The following is a 23,078-nucleotide window of genomic DNA, read 5'->3' on the forward strand; positions in this document are numbered from 1 at the left end:
CGCCGGCCGTCCCGCCGGCCGGTGGGACCTGCTCGCGGGCGACACGCACACGGTGGCCCCCACCACCCCCCCCGGCCCCCCGTCGCGCGCGGCCCGGGCGGCCGCGGCCATGGTGGCGGCGTCCGGCCAGCGCTCGCCGGGGTCCTTCGCCATCGCGCGTGCCACCAGCGCCCGGACCGGGGCCGGGACGTCCGCCGGCAGCGGCGGCACGGGGGTGGTCAGGTGCTTGAGGATGACCTCCAGGGCCGTCTCCCCGTGGTACGGCAGCTGCCCGGACAGGCACTCGTAGAGCACGACGCCGAGCGCGTACAGGTCGGCCGCGGCGCTGACCGCACCGGTCGAGGCCTGCTCGGGCGCCTGGTAGGCGGCGGTGCCGAGGACCATGCCGGGCACGGTCAGCCGGGTGTCGCAGCCGGGGCGGGCGATGCCGAAGTCGGCGATCACGACGCGTTCGTCGCGGACCATCAGGTTGTCCGGCTTGATGTCCCGGTGGACGACGCCGGCCTCGTGCGCGGCCGTCAGCGCCTCCAGCACCTGGAGGGCCAGGCCGAGCGCCTCGGGAGCGTCGAGGCGGCCGCGCCGCTTCAGGACGTCGCTGAGCGGCTCGCCGTCGATGAGCTCCATGACGAGGTAGGCGATCGGGCGGCCGGTGCTGCCCCAGGCGGTCGTCCAGGAGTGGCCGCCGTCGAGCCGGCCGGAGCCGAAGTCGTGCACGCCGACGATGCCGGGGTGGCGCAGCCGGGCCATCACCCGGGCCTCCTCGTGGAACCGCTCCGCGAAGCCCGGTTCGTCCAGCAGCGCCGGTTTCAGGACCTTGACGGCCACCCGGCGCCCGAGGACCTCGTCCTCGGCGAGCCAGACGTCGCCCATCGAACCGCCACCGAGCCACTCGTCCAACCGGTAGCGGTCACCGAGCGTGGTGCCACGCATGATCCTCCTCGACCCCGTACATCGTCGCGTCCCGCCGCCGTGGGCCCGGGCCGGGACCTTCGGTCGCGTTCCAACCGACCCTCTCACCAGCCTATAAACGCCGACTTGACGCGACCGCAGAGGGGTCCGGAAAAGCGGCTGGTGGAGCGGACGGTTCGTCGACGACCCCATCGGGAGCCGATCACTCCGCGCGCACCTCCGCGCGCACCTCCGTCAGCGCCGCCGCCGGCGCCCCGTCAGTGCCGCTGCCAACGTCGCCGTCAGCGCCGCCGCCGGCGCCGCCGTCAACGAGTCCGTTGACGAACCGTCGACGCCGCGTACACCGCCGGGCGGTGGCATGTCCCCGCAGACCGGTCCACCGGGACCGGCCGGGAGGAGAGCTTCGACATGATCATCCGTCGGGCGGCCGCGGCCGCCGTCCTGTCCGCCGCGACCGTCGTGTCCGGCATGGCCCTGGGTGCCCAGAGCGCGAGCGCGGCCGAGTCGCTGCCGGCCAGCGGCGCCGACTACCGCATCTCCAGCTACGCGGGCGGCGCCCTGCAGTGGGACAGTCGGAACAACGGCACCAACGTGGTGATCCGCGACTGGAACGAGTCCTCCGCGCAGCAGGCGTGGACGATCCGGGACGAGGGCAACGGCACCTGGTCGATCAAGGTGCCCGGCACCAACAACGCGGTCGACCGCGACAAGGGCCGCAACACCGTCGGCTCCTGGAACTACGTCGGCGCCGACAACCAGCGCTGGTGGCTGGAGAACACTTCGACGGGCAACGGCCGCGCGTGGCTGCTGCACAGCGTCTCGGACGGCAACCTCTGCCTCACCCGCGGTGCCGACCTCAACGCGAAGGTGACCGCCTGCAACGCCGGCGACCTGGCACAGTCCTGGAACCTGGACAAGAACTCCGCCACCACCCCGCCCGCCACCGGCCGCCCGACCATCGACCTGGACTACTCCCAGGCCCCCGACCTCGGCCCGTGGCTGGAGCAGCAGAAGCAGACCGTCGCGGCCTACTACCCGCAGATCTCCAACCTCATCATCCGGGGGGCGTTCCAGGCACCCTCCTACTTCAAGATCATCATGGACCCGTCGCTGACCCAGTACCCCGCCTACGCGACGAAGCCCAACGGCGGCGTCAACGAGATCCACGTCAACATCGGCTACGTGCGGGGCAACCGGAACGACACCGGCTTCCTGGTGCACGAGGCCGTGCACGTCGCGGTCTGGAACAACCCCAACGGCCCGGACAGGGACCACGGCTGGATGGGCGAGGGCCTCGCGGACTGGGTGCGCGACTACAACTTCCAGCCCGGCACCGGCGCCCAGCACTTCGGCCCGGACGACCACTACAACAGCGGCTACCAGGCCACTGCCCGCTTCATCGACTACGTCTCCAAGACCTACCGCCAGCCCGACCTCGCCTACAAGCTGAACCTGAACCCGAACGACGACGGCATCTGGGCCCGCCTCACCGGCAAGGGCCCCGACCGGCTCTGGAACGAGATGCCCAAGTAGCCCCCGCCATCGGCCCCGCGGCACCCCGGCACCCCGGCACGCACGGCGCCGGGGTGCCGCGGCGCGTCCGCCCCACCCGGACGGCCGGTGGGACGGCGGGCGGCACGCGCCCCCCGACGGCGGACTCCGGAGGGCGCGTGAGGTCGCGCACACCTAGGGTGAGCGGACGGGCGCGGGGCGTGTGCGGCCCCGGCGTGCGCCCGCTCGCGCGCCCGTTCGCCAGTCCGGGGGCCGATCGCGCCGTCCGGCCTTCCGAGAGGTGGAGTCCCCATGCACACCGTCGTCCGCGGTGCCGGAGCGCTCGGGCTGAGCGCGCTGCTCCTCACCTCGTCGGCCGGCTGCCAGGGCGGGGCCGCGCCCGCCGCCGAGCCCGTGCCGGCCGCGCCGGCGACGGCGGCGCCCGCGGCGGTCCAGCAGCTCGACTGGCACGCGTGCGGCGCGCCGGACGCCGCGCAGGGCGGCGGCACCCCGCCCGCGGGGGACTGGCAGTGCGCGACGCTCAAGGCCCCGCTGGACTACGCCAAACCGGGCGGCGGCACGATCGACCTCGCACTGATCCGCTCCCGGGCCAAGGACGAGCAGCACCGGATCGGTTCGCTGGTGTTCAACTTCGGCGGCCCCGGCGGCTCGGGCATCACCACGCTGCCGGCGCTCGCGGACACCTACGCCTCCCTCAACACCCGCTACGACCTGGTGAGTTTCGACCCGCGCGGGGTCGGTGCGAGCGCCGGGGTGAAGTGCCTGGACGACAAGGCGATGGACGCCGCCAACGCGATCGACAACACCCCCGACAGCCCGGCGGCCGTCAAGGCGCTCGACGAGAGCACCGCGCAGTTCAACTCGGCGTGCGAGCGCAACTCCGGCCCGGTGCTGCCCTTCGTGGACACCGAGAGCGCCGCCCGCGACATGGACCTCATGCGGCAGGCCCTCGGGGACCAGCAGCTGCACTACTTCGGCATCAGCTACGGCACCCAACTCGGCGGCGTCTACGCACACCTGTTCCCGCAGCAGGTCGGCCGCGCCGTGCTGGACTCGGTGGTGGACCCGACGAAGGACCCGGCCCAGTCCTCGCTCGGCCAGGCCAAGGGCTTCCAGCTCGCCCTGGAGGACTTCATGAAGGCCTGTTCCACCGGCGTGCCGGACTGCCCGACCGGCAGCGGCGGTGCCGACGGCACCGCCCGGGTCACCGGACTGCTGCAGTCGCTGGAGCAGAAGCCGCTGCCGACCGACAGCGGGCGTCAGCTGACCGAGAGCCTCGCCGTCACCGGCATCGCGGGCGCGCTGTACAGCCAGGAGACGTGGCCGGCGCTGGCCGCCGGGCTCACCGAGGCGATGCAGCGGGGCACCGGCACGGTGCTGCTCCAGCTCGCCGACGGTCTCCTCGGGCGCGACCCGAGCGGGCACTACAACGACCTCAACGCGGCGAACCGGGCGATCAGCTGCGTGGACGCCAAGCAGCGCTACTCGGACCAGGACGTCGAGCAGCAGCTGCCGCAGTTCAAGGACGCCTCGCCGGTCTTCGGCGCGTTCACCGCGTGGGGCCTGACCGGCTGCACCGGCTGGCCGGTCGCCGGCAGGACCGACCACCCCGAGGTCTCCGCCGCCGGCGCCGCGCCGATCCTGGTGGTCGGCACCACCGGCGACCCGGCCACCCCGGTCGAGGGCGCCAGGACGATGGCGCAGCAGCTGGGCGCGGGCGTGGGCGTCACGGTGACGCTCCAGGGCGAGGGCCACGGCGGGTACAACACCGGCAACCCGTGCCTGAAGACGACGGTGGACGCCTACCTGCTCGACGGCAAGGTGCCGGCCGACGGCACGGTGTGCGGCCAGGGCTAGTTCACTGGCACGTGGCCCACGGTCGCTTGGACAAGTCCAAGTGGCCCACTCGAACCAGGTCTGATTGGCACTGTCCAGCGGTCCACTCGGCGCCTAGGCTCCTCACCGTGACCACCAAAGTTGACTTCTACTTCGACCCGATCTGCCCGTTCGCCTGGATCACCTCCCGGTGGATCCTGGAGGTCGAGCGCGAGCGCGAGCTCGACCTGACGTTCCGCGTGATGAGCCTGTCCGTCCTCAACGAGGGCCGCGAGGGCCTGCCCGAGCGCTACCAGCGCCTGCTGACCACCGGCTGGGGCCCGGTCCGGGTCTGCATCGCCGCCGCCGAACGGTTCGGCGAGCACGTGCTGCGCGACCTGTACACCGCGCTCGGCACCCGCCTGCACGACCAGGACCGCGAGGCCGACGGGACGGTCATCCGGGAGGCGCTCGCCGAGGCCGGCCTGCCGGAGGACCTCGCCGACGCGGCCGGGAGCACCGCGTACGACATCGCGCTGCGCAAGAGCCACCACGAGGGGATGGACCCGGTCGGCGAGGAGGTCGGCACGCCGACGATCCACGTGGACGGCGTCGCGTTCTTCGGCCCGGTGCTGACCGGGATCCCGCGCGGCGAGGACGCGGTGCGGATCTTCGACGGCGTCCGGGCGCTGGCCGCGTACCCGAAGTTCTTCGAGCTCAAGCGCACCCGGACGGGGTCGCTCGACTTCTCCTGACCGACCCGGGAGGGCCGGGGGAGGGTCTTCCGCTCCTGATCCACTCCCGTCCGGGGCCGTCTCGTCCGACCATGGAGACGGAGGCCCCGGCGGTCACCCCGCCCGGCCGCCTCCGGAGAGGCGGTGAGCGCAGATGACCGGACGGATCCGCCTGCGCGCCACCCGGCACCCGGCCACCCGGCACCCGGCCACCCGGAACCCGACCACGCAGCACCTGGCCACCCCGCCGGGTCCCTCCTCGCCGGGCCCCACCCCGCCCGGAGGGCCGAAACCCAACCCGTTCAAGCCGACGCCGCCCAAGCCGTCGCCCCCGAGCGTGCGTCGCTGGCTGCTGCCCGTGGGCGCCCTGCTGGCCCTGATCCTGCTGCTCGTCGTCCAGGCCCCGGGCCCGGCCGGCACCAAGTACGGGTACTCCGACTTCGTCGGCCGGGTCGACACGGGCCAGGTCAAGACGGTGAACGTGACGGACACCGGCGGCGTCAGCGGCACCCTCAAGGACGGCACCCGCTTCACCAGCCAGATCCCGACCGCCCTGGACACCACGCAGCTCAGCCAGTCCCTCTCCGCGCAACACGTGGACGTCACCGGCAGCCGCACCGGCGGCAGCTCGATCTGGTCCACGCTGCTGCTGTTCCTGCCGCTGCTGGTCTTCGGCGGGCTCTTCCTGTGGTCCGGCCGGCTCGCCGCCCGCTCGGTCACCGGCGGCCTGAGCGCGATCGGGCGCTCCCGGGCGAAGATCATCGAGGCCGAGCGGCCCGCCACCGGCTTCGCCGACGTGGCCGGGTACGAGGGCGTGAAGCAGGAGGTCAGCGAGGTCGTCGACTACCTGCGCAGCCCCGGGCGGTACGCCGCCGCAGGGGCCAAGGGGCCGCGCGGAGTGATCATGGTCGGGCCGCCCGGCACCGGCAAGACCCTGCTGGCCCGCGCCGTCGCCGGCGAGGCCGAGGTGCCGTTCCTGTCCGTCACCGGCTCCGGCTTCGTCGAGATGTTCGTCGGCGTCGGCGCCTCCCGCGTCCGCGACCTCTTCGACGAGGCCCGCAAGCGCGCACCGTCCATCATCTTCATCGACGAGATCGACGCCGTCGGCGCCCGCCGCGCGGGCGGCTCCCGGCTCGGCGGCAACGACGAGCGCGAGCAGACCCTCAACCAGCTGCTCGCCGAGATGGACGGCTTCGACCAGAGCACCGGCATCGTCGTCATCGCCGCCACCAACCGGCCCGACGCCCTCGACCCGGCGCTGCTGCGCCCCGGCCGCTTCGACCGGCAGGTCACCGTACCGCTGCCCAACCAGCGCGAGCGGGCCGCGATCCTCGCCGTCCACGTCGTCGGCAAGACCCTCGCCCCGGACGCCGACCTCGACCGGATCGCCCGCGGCACCCCGGGCTTCTCCGGCGCCGACCTCGCCAACCTCGTCAACGAGGCCGCCATCAACGCCGTCCGCGCCGACCGGGCCACCATCACCGCCGACGACCTCGACACCGCGCGCGACCGCGTCCTGCTCGGCCGCCGCGAGTCCTCCAACGCGCTGCTGCCCGACGAGCGGCACGCCGTCGCCGTCCACGAGTCCGGGCACGCGCTGATGGCCGCGCTGTGCGAGCACGCCGACCCCGTCGCCAAGGTCACCATCCTCCCGGCCGGCGTCGCCCTCGGCGCCACCGAACAACTCCCCGAGGCCGAGCGGCACCTGTACAGCGAGAGCTACCTGACCGACCTGCTAGCCGTGCAACTCGGCGGACGGGCAGCCGAGTTGGTCGTCTTCGGCGAGGGCTCCACCGGCGCGGCCAACGACCTCGCCAACGCCACCTCCGTCGCCACCCGGATGGTCCGCGAGTTCGGCCTCTCCCCGGACCTCGGTCCGGTCGGCTACGCCTCGGGCTCCCCCCACTACCTCGGCGAGAGCCCCGAGGACCTGCTGCGCCGCCCCTACTCCGAGGAGACCCAGCGCGCGATCGACGAGGCCGTCGCCGCCCTGCTGCGCGGCGCCGAGCGGCGCGCCATCGGTCTGCTGCGCGAACACCGCCACCACCTCGACGAGTTGGCCGCACTGCTGGTCGAGAAGGAGACGGTGGACGGCGCAGTGGTGCTCGACATCCTCCGCCACCCGGCCGCTACTCTCCCCGAATGACCCGAGTGACCCGAGTGACCCGAGTGACCGGACGTGACTGGCAGGACCGCGCGGCAGGCGCGGTGATCGGCTCCGCCGTGGGCGACGCCCTCGGCGCGCCGTACGAGTTCGGGCCCGCCGGGGCCTTCTCGGCCCGCTTCCCCGACGGCGACGGCGAGATGGTCGCGGGCGGCGGCTGGGAGCGCGGCGAGGCGACGGACGACACGCAGATGGCCGTCCTCGTCGCCGAATCGCTGCTGGACAAGGGCGAGTTGGACCTGCCGGACATCTTCGCCCGGTTCCAGCGCTGGGTGGCGTCCGAGCCGAAGGACGTGGGCATCCAGACCGAGGACGTCCTCACCAACGGCCACACCTGGAACCTGGCCGCCGCCATCCACTTCAACACCACCATGCGCGCCGCCGGCAACGGCGCCCTCATGCGCGCCGCCCCCTCCGCCGTCGCCTTCGCCCCCGCCGGGCGCGAGGCCACCATGGCCGCCGCCCGCCGGATCTCCGCCCTCACCCACGGCGACGGCGCCGCCTGGGAGGGCACGGCGATCCTCCACGAGCTCGTCCGGCACGCCCTCGACGGCGCCGACCCGCTCGCCGCGATCCCGGACGCCCTGGCCCGCGTCGAGCCCGACCACCGCGAGCGGTACGCCGTCGTCCTCGACCCCGACTGGCACCCCGACCGCGCCACCGAGCCCAACGGCGCCGTCTGGCCCTGCCTCGGCTCCGCCGTGTGGGCGCTGCGCACCACCGAGGGCTACCCGGCCGCCGTCCGCGCCGCGATCGACCTCGGCGGGGACACCGACACCGTCGCCGCCGTCACCGGCGCGCTGGCCGGGGCCGTGTACGGCCTCGGCGCGATCCCGGCCGCCTGGACCGAGCCGCTGCACGTGCCGCTGCCCGGGTTCGGCGGGCGGGTGCTGCGGACGTCGGACCTTCTACTACTGGCCGGTAGGCTCGCCGCCGGGACCGGCTACGATGCCACGTGATCACGCGACGAACGGGGGGCTCATGGACGTGACTTCGAGGCCGGTGGCGCACGTCGTCGGCGGGCGGGACGAGGTGGTCGACGACCGCTGGGGCGCCGTCGCCGCGATCGTCCGGCTGGACGGCGAGCAGTTCGGCGAGGAGGCGCTGTACGGGCTGGCGGACTTCTCCCACCTGGAGATCGTCTACCACTTCGACCGCGTGCCGGCGGACAGGATCGAGACCGGCGCCCGCCACCCGCGCGGCAACACCGACTGGCCGCTGGTCGGCATCTTCGCCCAGCGCGGCAAGAACCGGCCCAACCGGCTGGGAGTCTCCCGCTGCGAGCTGCTCCGCGTGGACGGCCTCGACCTGCACGTCGCGGGCCTGGACGCGGTGGCCGGCACGCCGGTGCTCGACATCAAGCCCTACCTGGCCGAGTTCGGCCCGCGCGGCGAGGTCCGCCAGCCGGCCTGGTCGAGCGAGCTCATGCGCGACTACTACGAGTACGACGAGGCGGGCGAGTGACGGCGGCGGCCGAGCGGCTCGCCGTGGTCTCCGGCGGCGGCACCGGCATCGGCCGGGCGATCGCCGCCCGGCTCGCCGCCGACGGGAACCGGGTGGTGATCCTCGGGCGGCGCGCGGCCGTCCTCGACGAGGCCAGGGACGCGATCGAGCGGACCGTCGGGCCGGGCCGGATCCTGCCCGTGCCGGTCGACCTGACCGACCCCGAAGCGGTCGAGGCCGCCGCCGCGCGGATCGCGGAACTCGGCCCGGTGGACGCCCTCGTGAACAACGCGGGAGCGATCGTCACCCCGCCCGCCGACCGCAGCCTCGCCGCCCTCGCGCGCTCCTGGCGCCAGGACCTGGACGGCAACCTGCTCTCCGCCGTCCTCCTCACCACCGCCCTGCAGGACCACCTGCGCAGGCCCGGGGGCCGCGTGGTCGTGATCAGCTCGGCCGCCGCCCAGCGCGGCGGCGCCGGCCCGCACTCGCTCGGCTCGTACGCCGCCGCCAAGGCCGCCCTGCACGGCTGGGCCTTCGGCCTGGCGCGGCAGTTGGGCCCGGACGGGATCACCGTCAACGTCCTCGCGCCCGGCTACGTCGAGGACACCGAGATCTTCGGCGACGGCTGGACGGAGGCCTTCCACGCGCAGAAGGTGGCCGACACCCTGGTGGGCCGCGCCGGCACCCCGGCCGACGTGGCCGAGGCCGTCTCCTACCTCGCGTCCCCGGCGGCCGGGTACGTGACCGGCCAGGTCATCGGCCTCAACGGCGGTGCGGTGCTCGGCCGCTGAGCGGAGCGGCTACGGGTACGGAGCCAGCGCCGGAGGCGTCCGCAGCCCGTGGTGGCGTCGCAGGGCGGCGAGCGCCGCGTGGTGGCCGCACATGCCGTGGACGGACGGCCCCGGCGGGGTGGCGGCGGAGCAGAGGTAGACGCCGGGCAGCGGGGTCTCGTACGGGTTCCATCGGGCCACCGGGCGGGCCAGGGACTGGCGGAGGGTGAGGGCGCCCGCGCCGATGTCGCCGCCGACGTAGTTGGGGTTGTACTCCTCGTACTGCCGCGCCGACAGGCCGCGCGAGGCGACGATCGTGTCGCCGAAGCCGGGCGCGTACTCCTCGATGCGGCGGCGGATCAGGTCGACCGGGTCGCGCGGGTCGCCGTGCGGGACGTGGGCGTAGGCCCAGACCGGTCGCCTGCCGCCGGCCTCGCGGGTGGGGTCGGTCACGGCCGGGTCGACGACGAGCACGAACGGGTCCTCGACCGGGCGGCCCGCGGCCGTCGCCGTCTCCCGGCGGACGATGTCGGCCCGGGTGCCGCCGAGGTGGACGGTGCCGGCCCGGCCCACGAGCGGGTTCGTCCAGGGGATCGGCCCGTCGGTGAGGAAGTCCGCCTTCGCCGCCCCCGGCCCGTACCGGTAGCGGCGCAGCGACCGCCGGTAGCGTTCGGGGAGCCGGGGGCCGGCCATGGCGAGGAACTCCTTGGGGCCGACGTCGAGCAGCACGAGCGGGACGTCGCCGAGTTCGGCGAGGTCGCGGATGCGCTGCCCGGTGTGGAAGACGCCGCCGTGGGCGGTGATGTCGGCGGCGAGGGCGTCGGCGATGCGGGCGCTGCCGCCCTCGGGGAGCGGCCAGCCGGTGCTGTGCGCGGTGTGGGCGAGCAGGAGCGCCACGGCGGCCGAGGTGACCGAGGGGAGCCTGCCGACGGCGTGCGCGGCCACGCCGGTCAGGAGCGCCCTGGCCGGTTCGGTGCGCAGGAGCCCGAAGGGCGTGAGCCGGGTCGCGAGCGACGGCACCCGCGCCCCGAGGAGCAGCGGCGCGAGGAGGTCGCCCGGCACGCTGCGCTGGTCGGAGAGGAGCAGGTCGACGACGGCGGGGGAGCGGTCGGCGAGCGGCCCGAGGAGCTGCATCCAGCGGCGGCCGTCCGGGCCGAGGTGGGCGGCGGTGCGGCTCAGGCTGCGCCAGGCCGCGGCGGCCCGCCCGCCGGGCAGCGGGTGGGCGTAGGGGATGTCGGGCTGGAGCAGCCGGACGCCGCGGGCGGGCAGGTCGAAGCGGCGGAAGAACGCGGAGGCGGCGGCCATCGGGTGGACGGCCGCGCAGACGTCGTGCTGAACGTCGCTGTCGAACAGCGACGTGGTGCGCAGCCCGCCGCCGATGGTGTCGGCCGCCTCGAAGAGGGCGACGCGCAGCCCGGCCCGGGCCAGGGTGACGCCGGCGGCGAGGCCGTTGGGGCCGGTGCCGACGACTGCGGCGTCGAACGTCATGCGGCGACCCCCTGGTGTTCGGCGAGGCGCCGGTAGAGGCCGCTCTCCTCGCTGAGGTCGGCGTGGGTGCCGACGGCCTGCACGCGGCCCCGGTCGAGCACGATGATCCGGTCCGCCCGGGTGATGGTGGAGAAGCGGTGGGCGATGGCGACGACGGCGCGGGTGCGGGCGATGGCGGCGATGCTGTCGCGCAGTGCCGCCTCCGACGCGCCGTCGAGGCTGGCGGTGGCCTCGTCGAGGAGCACGATCCGGGGTTTCTGCAGGAGGGTGCGGGCGATGGCCAGGCGCTGGCGCTCGCCGCCGGACAGGCCGGCGCCGCGTTCGCCGAGTTCGGTGTCGAGGCCGTCCGGCAGGGCGGCGACGACGTCGGTGAGGTGGGCCATCCGCAGGGCCTCGGCGATGTCCTGGTCGGTGGCGCCGGGGGCCGCGTAGGTGAGGTTCTCGCGGACGGTGCCGCGCAGCAGGGTGTGTTCCTGGTCGACGTAGCCGACGAGGGAGCGCAGCTGGTCGAGCGGCATGCGGGCGGTGTCGGTGCGGCCGATGCGGATGGTGCCGGCGGACGGTTCGTGGAGCCGTTCGGCGAGCTGGAAGAGCGTGCTCTTGCCCGCGCCGGACGGGCCGACGACGGCGGTGAGGCCGCGGTCGGGGACGGTCAGCGACACGTCGTGGAGGACGGGGGTGTCGCTGCCGGGGTAGGCGAAGGTCACCCCGTCGAAGACGAGGCCGTGGCCGTCGACGGGGGCGTGGGCGGGTGGTCCGGCGTCCTCCTGCTCGATCGCCCCGAGCTCGGAGAGGCGGTCGAGGGAGGCCCGGCCCTGCTGGAACTGGGCGATCGACATGAAGAGCATCACCAGCGGTGCGACCAGGTAGAACAGGTACATCATGAACGACGTCAGGTCGGCGGGCGCCATGTCGCCGGTGGCGACGCGGGCCATGCCCCACGCGATGACGACGGTCAGGGCGATCTGGGTGCCGACGTTCATCGCCGGGGTGAGCAGCGCCGACAGGGCGGAGACCCGCACCCCGGAGCGCCGGGCGCGGTCGGCGAGGCCGCCGAGGTGCTCGGTCTCCCGCTCCTCGGCACGGGAGGCCTTGACGGTCGGCAGGGCGCCGAGGACGCGCATCAGGGCGGAACCGTAGACGCCGGTGTCCTCCCGGTTCGCCACCGCCACGAGCCGCACCCGGCGGGCCAGCAGCAGCGAGACGGCGCTGGCCGTGCCGAGGCAGGCGAGGGTGGTGGCGAGCAGCAGCGGGTCGATCCAGGCCATCATCGCGATGCCGCCGAGGACCATGAACGCGCTGGTGACGATCTGGGCGAGCGCCTGCGTCATGCAGACCCGGGCCAGCGAGGTGTCGGTGACCATCCGGGTGAAGACGTCGCCCTGGTCCCAGCGGTCGTAGGAGCGCAGGCGGGAGCGGAGCAGCCGGGCGCCGAGGGTGTGCCGGATGTCGTACACGACGTCCTCGCCGGCCCGGCCGATCGCGTACGCGTGGGTCGCGGCGAGCACGGCGTCGGCGGCGAACAGGGCGGCGGCGAGCAGGATCGGCCCGGTCAGGGGGCGGTCGGCGGCGAAGGCCTCGATCATCCCGCCGATGACGAGCGGCTGGGCCAGCGTCGCCGCCGCGCCGGCGAGGCCGAGGAGGATGCCGGTGAGCAGCAGCGCGCGGTGCCGCCGGGCGATCTGCCAGGGGTTCACGCCGCTTCCCCGCCCCCGGCCGCCGCGTCGCTCGCGCCGGGCCCGCTCGCGGTCCCGGTCCCGGGCTTGACGTACGTGCAGACGAACATCGGCGAGCGCTCCGCGTACGGCTCGCCGCCCCAGCCCGCCGAGCGGCTCTCGGGCACCAGCCCGGCCGCCCGCGCGTACGCGTCGACCTCGTCCGGCGTGGTGAGCCGGGACAGCTCGGTGCCGACGCGCGTGCTGCCGTCGGCCTCGTACCAGATGTGGGAGCAGTGCCACAGGTCGTTCTCGGGCAGCAGCGTCGAGTGCGTCTGCAAGCCGGTGCCGCGCTCCGGGTACGGGGTGAAGTAGGTGGCGTGGCTGCGCCCTTCGTGCAGGGCGTGGATGGCGGGCCGGTTGTGGGTCTCGACGACGAGCCGTCCGCCGGGGGCGAGCAGGCCGGCGGCGCGGCGGACGGCGAGCTGCTGTTCCTCGGGGGTGAGCAGCATGGACAGCGTGCCGCAGACGCAGTAGACGAGCCCGGCGGTGCGTTCGGCGCGGTAGGTGCGGATGTCGCCGTGGACGGGCTCGACGTCGGTGCGGCTGGCCAGGGCCGCGCGCAGGCCGTCGAGCATCTCGGGGGAGGAGTCGACGCCGGTGACCGGGCCGACGAGCGCGGCGAGCGGCAGGGCGATCCGGCCGGTGCCGACGCCGAACTCGACGGTGCCGGCGGCCGGGTCGGGGTGGAGCGCGGCGAGGTGTCCGGCGGTGCGGGCGGCGGAGTCGTCCTTGGGGAAGAGCCGGTCGTACCAGCCCTTGAACTCCAGCCCGTAGCCGATGTCGTGGACGGAGGGGGTCTGCACGGTGCTCACTTGGACCTCCCCTTCAGCACCCCGTAGGCGATGGCGCCGGCGATCACGGCACCGATGGCGACGACGATGTACGCGGCCATGGTCAGCTCCTCACTGCGGTGGTGGCGGGCCGGGCGGCGAGCGGGCGCCGCGCGTCGGCCGGGTCGAGCGGGGTGTACGGGGAGACGAAGACCATCTCGGGGTCCTGCGTCCTGTCGTATCCGGTGGCGCGGGCCAGCGCGAACTGGAAGCCGCGGACGTCCGCCGCGTCGCCGCGCTCGTGGATGGTGGCGCGCAGGTACTCGGTGAGGGTCCGGTAGGCCGAGGTGCGGGTGACGACGGCGAAGCCCTTGTCGATGACGTGCAGGATCTCGCTGCAGATGTCGAAGACGGCCTTCTCCGGGCGCCGGGTGGGGAACCAGGCGATCTGCCAGGGCTTGCGGCCCTCGATCACGTCGAGGCCCTCCCACGGGGAGGTGGTGCCGTCGGCGCCGAGGGTGCGGTACAGGAAGTGGTAGTCGTGCATGGCCGGGGTGGGCGCGAAGAACCGCCAGTTCGGCAGCAGCGAGAAGGTGTCCTTGAGCTGGAGCCGGTTGAACGCGGGGTGCGGGTGCTGGGTGGCGAGGGTGCCGAGCAGCATCGCGGCCCCGGCGATCCGCCAGGCGGCGCCCTTGCCCTTGAATACGGCGCTGCCCTTGGACATGGCGCTGCCCGTGAACACGCTGCGCACGTCGGGACGGGGGGTCACGTGGCGGCCTCCTGGTCGGCAGGGTCCGCGGGGGCAGCGGACCGGGCGTCCGCGACGCGGTCGAGGAACGCGGTGATGAGGTCGGCCGCCCGGTGCGCGAAGCGGCTCTGGGTGAGCAGGGTGTCGTGCCCGGCGCCCTCGACGACCGTCACCTCGGTGTGCGCGCCGCCCACGTGGGCCTCGGCCAGCTCCCGGTGCATCAGCAGCTGGTCGGGGTCGCGGTCGACGGTCTGCTGCGCCGAGACGACCAGCGCGTGCGTGCCCTCGACGGGCTCCAGCGGGCCGGAGAAGGCGCGGAACTCGGCCTCCACGGCCTCCCATTCGCGCCGCCCGGCCTCCCACATCCGCGCGTCGGCGTACTGCGCGAACGCCTTCTTGCGGTACGCGGCCGGCAGCCCCTCGACCCACTCGGGGCGGGCCATCAGGACGCCGGTGCCGAGGCGCAGGTACCAGGCCATCCGGGTGAGCGAGGTGCGCAGCTGCCCGGCCGACTCGCTCTGCTGCCTGGAGCGGTTGAGCTCGTCGGGGTGCGAGGAGTCGAGGTAGACGACGCCGTGCAGGCGCCCGCCGAGCTGCGCGGCGGCGCGGCGGGCGAGCTCGCCGCCGAGCGAGTGGCCGACCAGGACCACCTTCCGGTCCGGCTCGACCGCGAGGCGGACGAGGTCGACGAGGTCGTCGACGGACTCGGCCAGCCGGAAGCGCGCGGCGCAGCGGTGGCGGCTGCCGGCGTACCCGGCGCGGGCGTAGGTGACGACGCCGTAGCCGGTCTCCTTCGCGAGGCGCTCGGTGATCCAGGCGAAGTGCTCGCTGGTGGAGACCATGCCGGCGGCGAACACCAGGACGGGCTCCCCGGCGCGGCCGTGCGAGAGCACCTCGTACTGCAGCTCGTTGCCGTGGCGGGTGGTCAGCACGCGGGAGGTGTGCCAGCCCTCGGTGGTGCGCAGGCGGCGCTGGACGGCGGTGCCGACGGCGATCGCGCCCGCGCCGGCGAGCAGCAGGAGCGCGGCGGGCAGTGCCCGGTCGTCGCGTCCGGCGACGGCGGGGTGGTCCTTCGGGGTGGAGGTGTAGGCCACCATCGGGTGCATCGCGGTGAACGCGGTGACGAACCGGCCGAGGCCCATGAAGTACCCGTTGGCCAGGTGGAACGCGGCGGCGCTCGCGATGACCGGCCGGGCGAGACGGCCCTTGCAGGCGTAGGCGAGCGGGAACAGGCACTCCAGCGCGAGCACGCCGTGGGTGAGGTACCGGGCGGCCTTCGGGTGCTCCTGGGTCCAGCGGTACATGCCCTCGTGGCCGTACGTGCGGGTGCGCATGACGCCGCCGAGCGCGGAGGCGTCGCGCCAGGGCTCGCCGAGCAGCTTGACCCAGCCGGAGACGAGGTACGAGAGGTTGGCCTGGAGCGCGACGTACCAGAGCAGCGCGTCCTTGGCCTGCGGGGACCGTACGAGCCGGGCCGCGCCGGTGGCGGTCTGCACGAGGATCGCGACCTGGTCGGAGCCGTCGGTGCCGTAGCGGTGGCGCGGGTAGAGCAGCGCGGACGTGGAACCGAGGAAGAGGCTCCCGGCGCCCCGCCAACGGGAGTTGCCGGGCAGCAGCATGCCGGTGGCGACGGCGGCGCGCGCGACGTGCAGCGCGGTGGTGGTCCGCGGGCCGCTCACGGCGTTCAGCAACCGCCGTACCAGCGGGGTGGATTCGGCCTGGACGTCCTTGACGATGGCCCAGTCGTTGAGCCCGCCCCGGCGGATCTGCCGCCGCTGCGCGAGGTACTCCAGGGAGGAGGTCAGCGTGGTGGCGGCGGCCAGCCGTTCGGACAGGCCGAGGGCGCGGTCCCGGCTCACCGCGGCCGGGGCGAACACCGCCGAGGCGATCTTCCGGGTGTTCCTGGCGAATTGCACGCGTGGCACGTATTTCACGTGGTCCCTTTCACGGCGCCCCGGCGGTCGGGGGCGCTAGGCTGGCCGTGGGCCTGCCGGGCCAGAACGCACCTCTGGCCCGGCAGGCGTCGTGGAGCATCCGCCCCGGTCAGGGGGCGGTCGTCATCAGCCCTGGCGGCCGAGTTCGAACGCGCCGATCACGGCGGAGGAAATCGCCACGCCGCCGAGAAAAGCACCGGGAGTCGCCAGAACCGGGCTGGCCTCCGGGAAGATGACACCCTCCTCGGGGATTTCCATCGCGTTCACGGCCTCGATGACGTCGTTCATTTTCGCGTCCTTTCGAAAGATGGCTGGGCGGAGCGGGGGAAAGGGGGGCCGGTCAGCCGACCGCGCGGCCGAGCGCGTAGGCGCCGCCGACCAGGGTCGCGCCGCCGACGAAGGCGCCGACGGCCTTGGCCCCGCCGATGGCGGCCAGCGCGGCGGCCGGCGTCGCGAGGACGGGCAGCGCGTCGCCGTGGGTGTCGGCGGCCTCGATGGTGCCGAGGTCCAGGCCGTTGACGTGGGAAACGATGTCGTTCATGGCATTCCTCTCCCTGGAAGGGATTTCCGGTGGATGATCAGCCGTTCCGCGCTCGGGGCGGCGGAACGGCGCCGAACCGCCATGCCGTGAATTCCCCCCGGAGCCGCCAACGGGCGGTCGTTCCGAGACGAACACGTGGTGGCGTGGAAGGATGAAAACATCGCCCCGGAACATCGGGTATGACCTGCGTCACACTCGATTTCGGGCGGTGACTTTCCCTTGACTGACGGATGTCACGACGCGCCATGACATCCGTCATGCGAACCCATGACAGTTCTCATCCCGGCAAAGTCGAGTCGCCTGCGAACATGTTGCGCATGGCGAATGACGGCAATTCAAACGTGATCGAGGTCACAGACCTCTGGCGCCGCTACGGCCCGCCGGGCCCCGGCGGTTTCGACGCCGTGCGGGGCATCGGCTTCACCGTCGGCCCGGGCGAGCTGTACGCGCTGCTCGGCACCAACGGCGCCGGCAAGACCTCGGCGGTCGAGCTCCTCGAAGGCCTCGCCCGGCCCACCCGGGGCACCGTCACCCTCTTCGGCCGGTTCGACCCCGTCCGCGACCGCAAGCGGGTGCGCCCGCGCACCGGCGTGATGCTCCAACGCGGCGGGCTCCCCACCGATCTGACGGTCGCCGAGACCGTCCGCATGTGGGCCTCCTGCACCACCGACCCGCGCCCGGCCGCCGAGGCCGTCGCCCTCGTGGGCCTGGCCGCGCGCACCGACGTCGCCGTCAAGAACCTCTCCGGCGGTGAAGTCCGGCGCCTGGACCTCGCGTTGGCCACCCTCGGCCGGCCCGACCTGCTCTTCCTCGACGAACCCACCACCGGCATGGACCCGGAGGGCCGCCACGACACCTGGCGGATCATCCGGCGGCTGCGCGCCGAGGGCACCACGATCGTGCTCACCACGCACTACCTCGAAGAGGCCGAGCAACTCGCCGACCGGCTGGCCGTCATGCACGCCGGCCGGATCGCCGCGACCGGCACGATCGCCGAGATCGTCGCCGAGCACCCCGCCACCCTCGCCTTCCGGCTGCCCGCCGGCCTGACCCCCGCCGACCTGCCGCACCCCGCCGACCTGCGGGCCGCCGTCGCCACCGGCCCGGCCGGCCGCGTCGAGCTCACCACCGACGACCTCCAGCACACCACCACCGAAGTGCTGCTCTGGGCCCGCGCCAAGGGCGTCACGCTCAACAAACTCGACGCCCGCTCGGCCTCGTTGGAGGAGGCCTTCCTGCGGATCGCCCGGGGCGGTACGGACCGCACGGAAACGGAGCGGGCCGCGTGAACCGCACCCACCTCGCCGCGCTCTCCCGGGTCGAGCTGACCCTCTTCCTGCGCAGCAAGAGCAACCTCTTCAACGTCCTCGTCATCCCGGTGCTCATCGTCATGGGCACCACGACGGTCATGCGGCAGTTCGACCTCAAGGGCGCCGGCCTCGCCATGGGCCACGTGATGGTCTCCACCACCGCCGGGATCGTCCTGATCATGGCCCTGTACGCACCGCTGATCGGTGTCTACGTCCTGCGGCGCGAGGAGTACGTCCTCAAGCGGCAGCGCACCGGCGAGATCGGCGACCTCGTCATCCTCGCGAGCCCGGCCGTCCCGATGGCGATCGCCGCCGTCCTGCAGTTCACCGCGATCGCCGCCGCCGTCGCCCTCATCGCGGGCCTCGGCGCCCCGGCCGCCCCGCACCTCGTCGCCGTCGGCGTCCTGCTCGGCACCGTGCTGATCGCCGCCGCCGCCGCGCTGAGCACCGCCTTCGCCCGCACCGCGGAGAGCGCCCAGGGCGTCAGCACCGTCGGCTTCATGCTGCTGCTCGTCACCTCCGGCACCGTCATCCCGCTGGAGGTGCTGCCCGGGCCGTTCGCGGACGTCCTGCGCTTCTTCCCGCTCACCCCCGTGATCGAACTGGTCCGCTCCGGCTGGACCGGCGAGGGCGCCGGGATGGTTGACTCGGTGGTCAGGGGCGCGACGCTGCTGGCCTGGACGGCGCTCGCCGCCTGGGGCGCGCTGCGCCGCTTCCGGTGGGAGCCGCGCGCCTGAACCCGCGACGGGCACTCGACGGGCACTCGACGGGTACTCAGCGGGTGCTTGATGGGTGCTTGACGGGCACTCGACGGGCCGGACGGAAAGGAGACGAACGGAGGATGACCGACGTGCAGACGACCACGCACTACCGCACCGACGTCGCGAAGGCGACCGTCCAGACGCGGTGGATGCTGTGCTCGATGCCGTGGCTGCTGCTCGCCGCACTGCTGTGGCCGCTGCTCGCCAGGCTCAACGAAGCGGGGGCGCCGGCCGTCGTCGGGTGGGGCATCGCGACCCTCACCGCGGTGCAGGGCATCGGCGCCACCACGGCGATCGCGCACAGCGTCGGGCGGACGGCCCGGCCCAGGGCGCTGCTCGGCGCGATGGCCGCCGTGACGGTGCTCGAACTCGGCCTGCTGCCGTACGCGTACGGCACCGGGCACCTCGACGGCACGCGCGTCCTGGTCATCGCCGCCATCGCGATCGCGATCCCGCCGGCCTTCGCGCTCTCGCCGCTGCTCGGCCAGGCCCGCTACCTCGCCGTGGCGCTGGTCGGCTCGGTCGCGACGGCCGGCGTCGTCTGGTCCTTCGACCGCGCCGCCGGCCCGGCCGTCCTGGCGTTCACCGTCGCGACCTGGACGGTCATCGGCGGGCTGATGCGCTCCTCGCTGTGGTTCCTCGCCGTGCTGTGGCAGCTCGACGCGGCCCGCGAGACCCAGGCCCGGCTCATGGTGGCCGAGGAGCGGCTGCGCTTCGCCCGGGACCTCCACGACATCATCGGGCGCAACCTCTCGGTGATCGCCCTCAAGTCCGAGCTCGTCCAGCGGCTCACCGAGCACCCGAAGGCGCAGGCCGAGCTGACGGAGGTGCAGAAGCTCACCCGCAGCCTGCACCAGGAGATCCGCGAGGTGGTCAAGGGCTACCGCACCACCGACCTGGCCACCGAACTGGAGGGCGCGCGCTCGGTGCTGGAGGCGGCGGGCATCACCTGCCGGATCGAGCGCGACGGCGCCCCCGAGCTCGGCCAGGACGCGCAGACCGCGCTCGGCTGGGTCGTCCGCGAGGGCATCACCAACGTCCTGCACCACTCCCACGCCCGCACCTGCACCATCGCGCTCGCCGGCGCCGCCGATGGCGCCGCCGAACTGACCATCACCAACGACGGCGGCGGCCACCGCCCGGCCTCGGGCGGCGGCAGCGGCCTGGCCGGCCTCGCCGAGCGCCTCGCCCCGCTCGGCGGCTCCCTGGACCACGGACCGGGCACCGACCGCACCTACCACCTGCGGGTACTCCTCCCGCCGACCGAAACCCCGACCGAAACCCCGACCGAAACCCCGACCGAACCGCGGACCGAAACCCCGACTGAAACCCCGACCGAACCGCCGACCGAACCGCCGACCGATCGAGGCCACCGATGATCCGCGTCCTGCTCGCCGACGACGAACACCTCATCCGCGGCGCGTTCGCCGCCCTGCTCGCCTTCGAGGACGACATCGAGATCGTCGCCGAGGCCTCCACCGGCCCGGAGGCCACCGCCATGGCCCTGCACCACCGGCCCGACGTCGCCGTCCTGGACCTCCAGATGCCCGAGCGCGACGGCGTCACGGTGGCCCGCGAGCTCGCCCAGGCCCTGCCGGACTGCCGGACGATGATCGTCACCAGCCACGGCCTCCCGGGCCACCTCAAGCGCGCCCTCGCCTGCGGCGTCACCGGGTTCGTCTCCAAGACCGTCTCCGCCCAGGAGCTCGCGAGCATCATCCGCACCGTCCACGGCGGCCACCGCTACATCGACCCGATCCTCGCCGCGGACGCCATCAGCGCCGGCGCCTCGCCGCTGAGCGCCCGCGAGGCCGACATCCTGTCCCTCGCCGCCGACGGCGCCCCCGTCCTGGAGATCGCCGAGCGCGCCGCCCTCGCCCCGGGCACCGTCCGCAACTACCTCTCCTCCGTCACCACCAAGCTCGGCGTGGAGAACCGCCACGCGGCCGCCCAGCTCGCCCGCCAGCGCGGCTGGATCTGATCGCGCCGAGCCGGGGGCGGAGCGGCGGAGGCTGCGGCGTTTACCGATCGTCAACAACCTTTTCCTACGGTGGGTCCACGGGGGCCGCCGGCCGGCGGTGCCCCGGCACGCTTCCGACCGAGGGGGATTCCACTGTCCAGGATCATCACCGCCGCCGTACCGGCACACGGCCACGTCGGCCCGCTGCTCGCCATCTCCGCCGACCTCGCCGCCCGTGGCCACGAGGTGGTGTTCCTCGGCGGCGGCCGGTTCGCGGGGGCGGCGGAGCGGGCCGGGGTGCGCTTCGTGGCGCTGCCGGCGGAGGCGGACTTCGACGACCGGGACCTCGACGCCCGCTTCCCGGGGCGCTCCGAGCTGCCGGCCGGGCCCGCGCGGATCGCGTTCGACGTCAAGCACGTCTTCACCGACCCCGTCCCGGCGCAGTACCGCGCGCTGGAGGAGCTGCTGGCCGGCTTCCCGGCGGACGCGGTGGTGGTGGACGCGTTCTTCCAGGGCGCGCTCGCGCTGGCGCTGAGCCGGCCCCGGTCGCGGCGGCCCGCCGTGGTGGGCGTCGGGGTGGCCCCGCCGATGTTCCAGAGCGTCGACACCGCGCCGTTCGGCCTCGCCCTGCCGCCCCTGCCGGGGGAGGAGGGCCGGGCGCGCAACCGGGCGATGTACGAGGAGGTGAACCGGCGCGGCGAGCCGCTCCAGCGGTACGCCGAGGAGGTGTTCGCGGGCCTCGGGATCACCCTGCCGGACGGGCCGCGCGCCAACGCCCTCGTGACGGTGCCGGACCACTTCCTCCAGCTCACCGTGCCCGGCTTCGAGTACCCGCGCAGCGACGCCCCGGAGACCTTCCGGATGATCGGCGCGCTGCCGCCGGCCGTCGGCGCCGAGCACCGCCTGCCCGCCTGGTGGCGGGAACTGGACGGCACCCGCCCGGTGGTCGTGGTGACCCAGGGCACGCTCGCCAACGGCGACCTCACCGAACTCGTCGCGCCCACCGTGACCGCCCTGGCGGACCGCGACGTGCTGGTGGTCGCCGCCACCGCGCGCCCCGACGGCCCGGCCGCGCTCACCGAACTCCTGGGCGCACTGCCCGGCAACGTCCGGGCCGCCGGCTACGTGCCCTTCGACCTGCTGTTGCCGCACGCCGACGTGCTGGTGAGCAACGGCGGCTACGGCGGCGTCCACACCGCGCTGCGCTACGGCGTGCCGCTGGTGGTCGGCGGCGCGAGCGAGGACAAGCCCGAGGTGGCGGCCCGGGTGCAGTGGTCGGGCGCGGGGCTCGACCTGCGCACCGGGCGGCCGGAGGCCGCGGACGTCGCGAAGGCCGTCGACGAGGTGCTGGCCGACGGCCGGTTCCGCGAGCGGGCCCGCGCGCTGGCCGCGGAGCTCGCGGAGTACCGGCCGTTCGACGCCGTCGCCGAGCTGGTGGAGTCGCTGGGCTGAGCCGGACCGGGCGTCAGCGGCGGGACGGGCGGCGGCTCACTGGTCGTCGCCGTCCGCGTCCGGTCCGGCGGCCGGCGCGCCGCCCTTGCCGATGCCGAGCTTGGCCTCGGCGGTGGTCCAGTCGGCGGCGATGGCCTGCTGGACGGCGGCGAGGGTGGCCTGGCCCTTGCAGAGCGCGGTGTGCAGGTGCGTCTCGACGGTGTCCTTGGGGTTGTTCGGACCCTTGCCCGGGACGTGGTCGGGGGACGGCGGCTGGACCCACAGGTTGCGCGGGTCGTTCGGGTCGCCGCCGAGCTGCAGGCTGATCAGGTGGTCGTACTCGGCGTCGCCCATCGGGCCGGTGTAGCCGTAGGACTTGGCGTTCTCGGCCTTCTCCTTGCCGGTGATGTTCGCCGGCGGGCGGATCCCCGAGGTGTAGCCGCCCGGCTTGCAGACGGTGTCGTTGAGGTTGGCCTGGGTGACCGCCGGGCTGGTCGCGCCGGGGGTGCAGTTCGGGTCCGGCAGCGGCTGCTTGTCCGCGGTGTAGTGGTACTTGCAGGTGCCGGCGGCGGGCTGGGCCTGCACGTCGTACGAGGGCTTGGGGCCGACGCCGACCGGGATCGCGTGCGCGGCGGCCGCGTCGCCGGCCGCCGGGGCCGAGCCCTTGGCGGCCGCGCTGGTGGGGGCGGGCTTGGCGGTGTGTCCGGTGTTGGACGAGCAGCCTGCGGCCGCGGCGAGTAGGACGGCCGCGGCTATGGCCAGGGCACCGCGAGCGGGAGCCGGCACGAGTTCCTCCAGATGGGTGTGCGTGAGCTGCGGGCCGGCGGGCCGCCGGATACCGCGCCAGCGGACACTACCGTGTCAAAGGGGCCAAAGGGGTGACGCCACGTCGGGCGCGGGAGGCCGTGGCCCGGCGTGCGGAATCGTTCCGCCGCGCCCGCCGTCCCGCCCGCCGTCCCGGATGCCGGTCGCGTGCTGTTCCGGGGGCCCGTCAGGGGACTGACGTCGGGCGGAGTAACCGAAGGGCGGGGCCCGTCGAGCATGCGTAGCTTCGTCACCGAACGACTGTT

21 protein-coding genes are annotated in these 23,078 nt (G+C 74.2%); 12 read left to right on the forward strand and 9 right to left on the reverse strand.

What is annotated here, in order from left to right; translation table 11 throughout:
* Positions 1–930 (reverse strand): serine/threonine-protein kinase (locus ACFV4F_RS30950; protein WP_380507397.1); only part of this gene is annotated, 930 nt, incomplete at its 3' end.
* A gap of 387 nt (positions 931–1,317) precedes the next feature.
* Between ACFV4F_RS30950 and ACFV4F_RS30955 the strand changes: the two genes are divergently transcribed.
* The 7 genes from ACFV4F_RS30955 (at position 1,318) to ACFV4F_RS30985 (ending at position 9,368) form a co-directional block, all read left to right on the forward strand.
* Positions 1,318–2,442, forward strand: coding sequence for a basic secretory protein-like protein (locus ACFV4F_RS30955; protein ID WP_380507400.1), 1,125 nt, complete (start codon positions 1,318–1,320; stop codon positions 2,440–2,442).
* 270 nt (positions 2,443–2,712) lie between these two features.
* Positions 2,713–4,278, forward strand: a complete 1,566-nt coding sequence (locus ACFV4F_RS30960; protein WP_380507403.1) for an alpha/beta hydrolase — start codon at positions 2,713–2,715, stop codon at positions 4,276–4,278.
* Positions 4,279–4,385: 107 nt separating this feature from the next.
* Positions 4,386–4,991: a disulfide bond formation protein DsbA gene (locus ACFV4F_RS30965; protein WP_380446516.1), complete on the forward strand. Its 606-nt coding sequence runs from the start codon at positions 4,386–4,388 to the stop codon at positions 4,989–4,991.
* A gap of 133 nt (positions 4,992–5,124) precedes the next feature.
* Positions 5,125–7,116 (forward strand): ATP-dependent zinc metalloprotease FtsH, encoded by a 1,992-nt coding sequence (gene ftsH / locus ACFV4F_RS30970; protein ID WP_380507406.1) that lies wholly within the window; start codon positions 5,125–5,127, stop codon positions 7,114–7,116.
* Positions 7,113–8,093, forward strand: a complete 981-nt coding sequence (locus ACFV4F_RS30975; RefSeq protein WP_380507409.1) for an ADP-ribosylglycohydrolase family protein — start codon at positions 7,113–7,115, stop codon at positions 8,091–8,093. Before ftsH ends, ACFV4F_RS30975 begins: the two co-directional genes overlap by 4 nt.
* A 22-nt stretch (positions 8,094–8,115) precedes the next feature.
* Positions 8,116–8,598, forward strand: coding sequence for an SAM-dependent methyltransferase (locus tag ACFV4F_RS30980; RefSeq protein WP_380507412.1), 483 nt, complete (start codon positions 8,116–8,118; stop codon positions 8,596–8,598).
* Positions 8,595–9,368 carry an SDR family NAD(P)-dependent oxidoreductase gene (locus ACFV4F_RS30985; RefSeq protein ID WP_380507415.1) on the forward strand — a complete coding sequence of 258 codons (774 nt, stop codon included), beginning with the start codon at positions 8,595–8,597 and terminating at the stop codon, positions 9,366–9,368. Before ACFV4F_RS30980 ends, ACFV4F_RS30985 begins: the two co-directional genes overlap by 4 nt.
* A gap of 9 nt (positions 9,369–9,377) precedes the next feature.
* Here ACFV4F_RS30985 and ACFV4F_RS30990 read toward each other — a convergent pair whose 3' ends face one another.
* The 7 genes from ACFV4F_RS30990 to ACFV4F_RS31020 form a co-directional block, all read right to left on the reverse strand.
* Positions 9,378–10,835, reverse strand: coding sequence for a phytoene desaturase family protein (locus tag ACFV4F_RS30990; RefSeq protein ID WP_380507418.1), 1,458 nt, complete (start codon positions 10,833–10,835; stop codon positions 9,378–9,380).
* Positions 10,832–12,532, reverse strand: coding sequence for an ABC transporter ATP-binding protein (locus ACFV4F_RS30995; RefSeq protein WP_380507421.1), 1,701 nt, complete (start codon positions 12,530–12,532; stop codon positions 10,832–10,834). The genes ACFV4F_RS30990 and ACFV4F_RS30995 overlap by 4 nt, the downstream gene beginning before the upstream one ends.
* Positions 12,529–13,365, reverse strand: a complete 837-nt coding sequence (locus ACFV4F_RS31000) for a class I SAM-dependent methyltransferase (protein WP_380507424.1) — start codon at positions 13,363–13,365, stop codon at positions 12,529–12,531. The genes ACFV4F_RS30995 and ACFV4F_RS31000 overlap by 4 nt, the downstream gene beginning before the upstream one ends.
* Before the next feature lie 82 nt (positions 13,366–13,447).
* Entirely contained in the window at positions 13,448–14,092 is a 645-nt protein-coding gene (locus ACFV4F_RS31005) for a hypothetical protein (protein WP_380507427.1), read from the reverse strand.
* Entirely contained in the window at positions 14,089–15,987 is a 1,899-nt protein-coding gene (locus ACFV4F_RS31010) for an alpha/beta fold hydrolase (protein ID WP_380507430.1), read from the reverse strand. Before ACFV4F_RS31010 ends, ACFV4F_RS31005 begins: the two co-directional genes overlap by 4 nt.
* 144 nt (positions 15,988–16,131) lie before the next feature.
* Positions 16,132–16,293: a hypothetical protein gene (locus ACFV4F_RS31015; RefSeq protein WP_380446544.1), complete on the reverse strand. Its 162-nt coding sequence runs from the start codon at positions 16,291–16,293 to the stop codon at positions 16,132–16,134.
* 52 nt (positions 16,294–16,345) lie between these two features.
* Positions 16,346–16,546 carry a hypothetical protein gene (locus ACFV4F_RS31020; protein ID WP_359959463.1) on the reverse strand — a complete coding sequence of 67 codons (201 nt, stop codon included), beginning with the start codon at positions 16,544–16,546 and terminating at the stop codon, positions 16,346–16,348.
* A gap of 317 nt (positions 16,547–16,863) precedes the next feature.
* On the opposite strand from ACFV4F_RS31020, the gene ACFV4F_RS31025 reads away from it, so the two are divergent.
* From ACFV4F_RS31025 to ACFV4F_RS31045, 5 genes are all read left to right on the forward strand, one after another.
* Positions 16,864–17,835, forward strand: a complete 972-nt coding sequence (locus ACFV4F_RS31025; RefSeq protein ID WP_380507433.1) for an ABC transporter ATP-binding protein — start codon at positions 16,864–16,866, stop codon at positions 17,833–17,835.
* Entirely contained in the window at positions 17,832–18,593 is a 762-nt protein-coding gene (locus ACFV4F_RS31030; RefSeq protein WP_380499021.1) for an ABC transporter permease, read from the forward strand. The genes ACFV4F_RS31025 and ACFV4F_RS31030 overlap by 4 nt, the downstream gene beginning before the upstream one ends.
* A 104-nt stretch (positions 18,594–18,697) precedes the next feature.
* Positions 18,698–19,996 carry a sensor histidine kinase gene (locus ACFV4F_RS31035; RefSeq protein WP_380507436.1) on the forward strand — a complete coding sequence of 433 codons (1,299 nt, stop codon included), beginning with the start codon at positions 18,698–18,700 and terminating at the stop codon, positions 19,994–19,996.
* Positions 19,993–20,598, forward strand: coding sequence for a response regulator (locus ACFV4F_RS31040; RefSeq protein ID WP_380446555.1), 606 nt, complete (start codon positions 19,993–19,995; stop codon positions 20,596–20,598). The genes ACFV4F_RS31035 and ACFV4F_RS31040 overlap by 4 nt, the downstream gene beginning before the upstream one ends.
* A gap of 69 nt (positions 20,599–20,667) precedes the next feature.
* Positions 20,668–22,029: a glycosyltransferase gene (locus ACFV4F_RS31045; protein WP_380507439.1), complete on the forward strand. Its 1,362-nt coding sequence runs from the start codon at positions 20,668–20,670 to the stop codon at positions 22,027–22,029.
* 36 nt (positions 22,030–22,065) lie between these two features.
* On the opposite strand, the gene ACFV4F_RS31050 is transcribed toward ACFV4F_RS31045, so the two are convergent.
* Positions 22,066–22,794 carry a hypothetical protein gene (locus ACFV4F_RS31050; protein ID WP_380446560.1) on the reverse strand — a complete coding sequence of 243 codons (729 nt, stop codon included), beginning with the start codon at positions 22,792–22,794 and terminating at the stop codon, positions 22,066–22,068.
* Positions 22,795–23,078: the final 284 nt, after the last annotated feature.

This window comes from Kitasatospora sp. NPDC059722, assembly GCF_042733235.1.
In the GTDB taxonomy this organism is placed as follows: Bacteria; Actinomycetota; Actinomycetes; order Streptomycetales; family Streptomycetaceae; genus Kitasatospora.

Coding starts and splice junctions, on each gene's coding strand:
- ACFV4F_RS30955 (WP_380507400.1), top strand. CDS start 1,318: ATGATCATCCGTCGGGCGGCCGCGGCCGCCGTCCTGTCCGCCGCGACC.
- ACFV4F_RS30960 (WP_380507403.1), top strand. CDS start 2,713: ATGCACACCGTCGTCCGCGGTGCCGGAGCGCTCGGGCTGAGCGCGCTG.
- ftsH (WP_380507406.1), top strand. CDS start 5,125: ATGACCGGACGGATCCGCCTGCGCGCCACCCGGCACCCGGCCACCCGG.
- ACFV4F_RS30975 (WP_380507409.1), top strand. CDS start 7,113: ATGACCCGAGTGACCCGAGTGACCCGAGTGACCGGACGTGACTGGCAG.
- ACFV4F_RS30980 (WP_380507412.1), top strand. CDS start 8,116: ATGGACGTGACTTCGAGGCCGGTGGCGCACGTCGTCGGCGGGCGGGAC.
- ACFV4F_RS30990 (WP_380507418.1), bottom strand. CDS start 10,835: ATGACGTTCGACGCCGCAGTCGTCGGCACCGGCCCCAACGGCCTCGCC.
- ACFV4F_RS31015 (WP_380446544.1), bottom strand. CDS start 16,293: ATGAACGACGTCATCGAGGCCGTGAACGCGATGGAAATCCCCGAGGAG.
- ACFV4F_RS31020 (WP_359959463.1), bottom strand. CDS start 16,546: ATGAACGACATCGTTTCCCACGTCAACGGCCTGGACCTCGGCACCATC.
- ACFV4F_RS31025 (WP_380507433.1), top strand. CDS start 16,864: ATGGCGAATGACGGCAATTCAAACGTGATCGAGGTCACAGACCTCTGG.
- ACFV4F_RS31035 (WP_380507436.1), top strand. CDS start 18,698: ATGACCGACGTGCAGACGACCACGCACTACCGCACCGACGTCGCGAAG.
- ACFV4F_RS31040 (WP_380446555.1), top strand. CDS start 19,993: ATGATCCGCGTCCTGCTCGCCGACGACGAACACCTCATCCGCGGCGCG.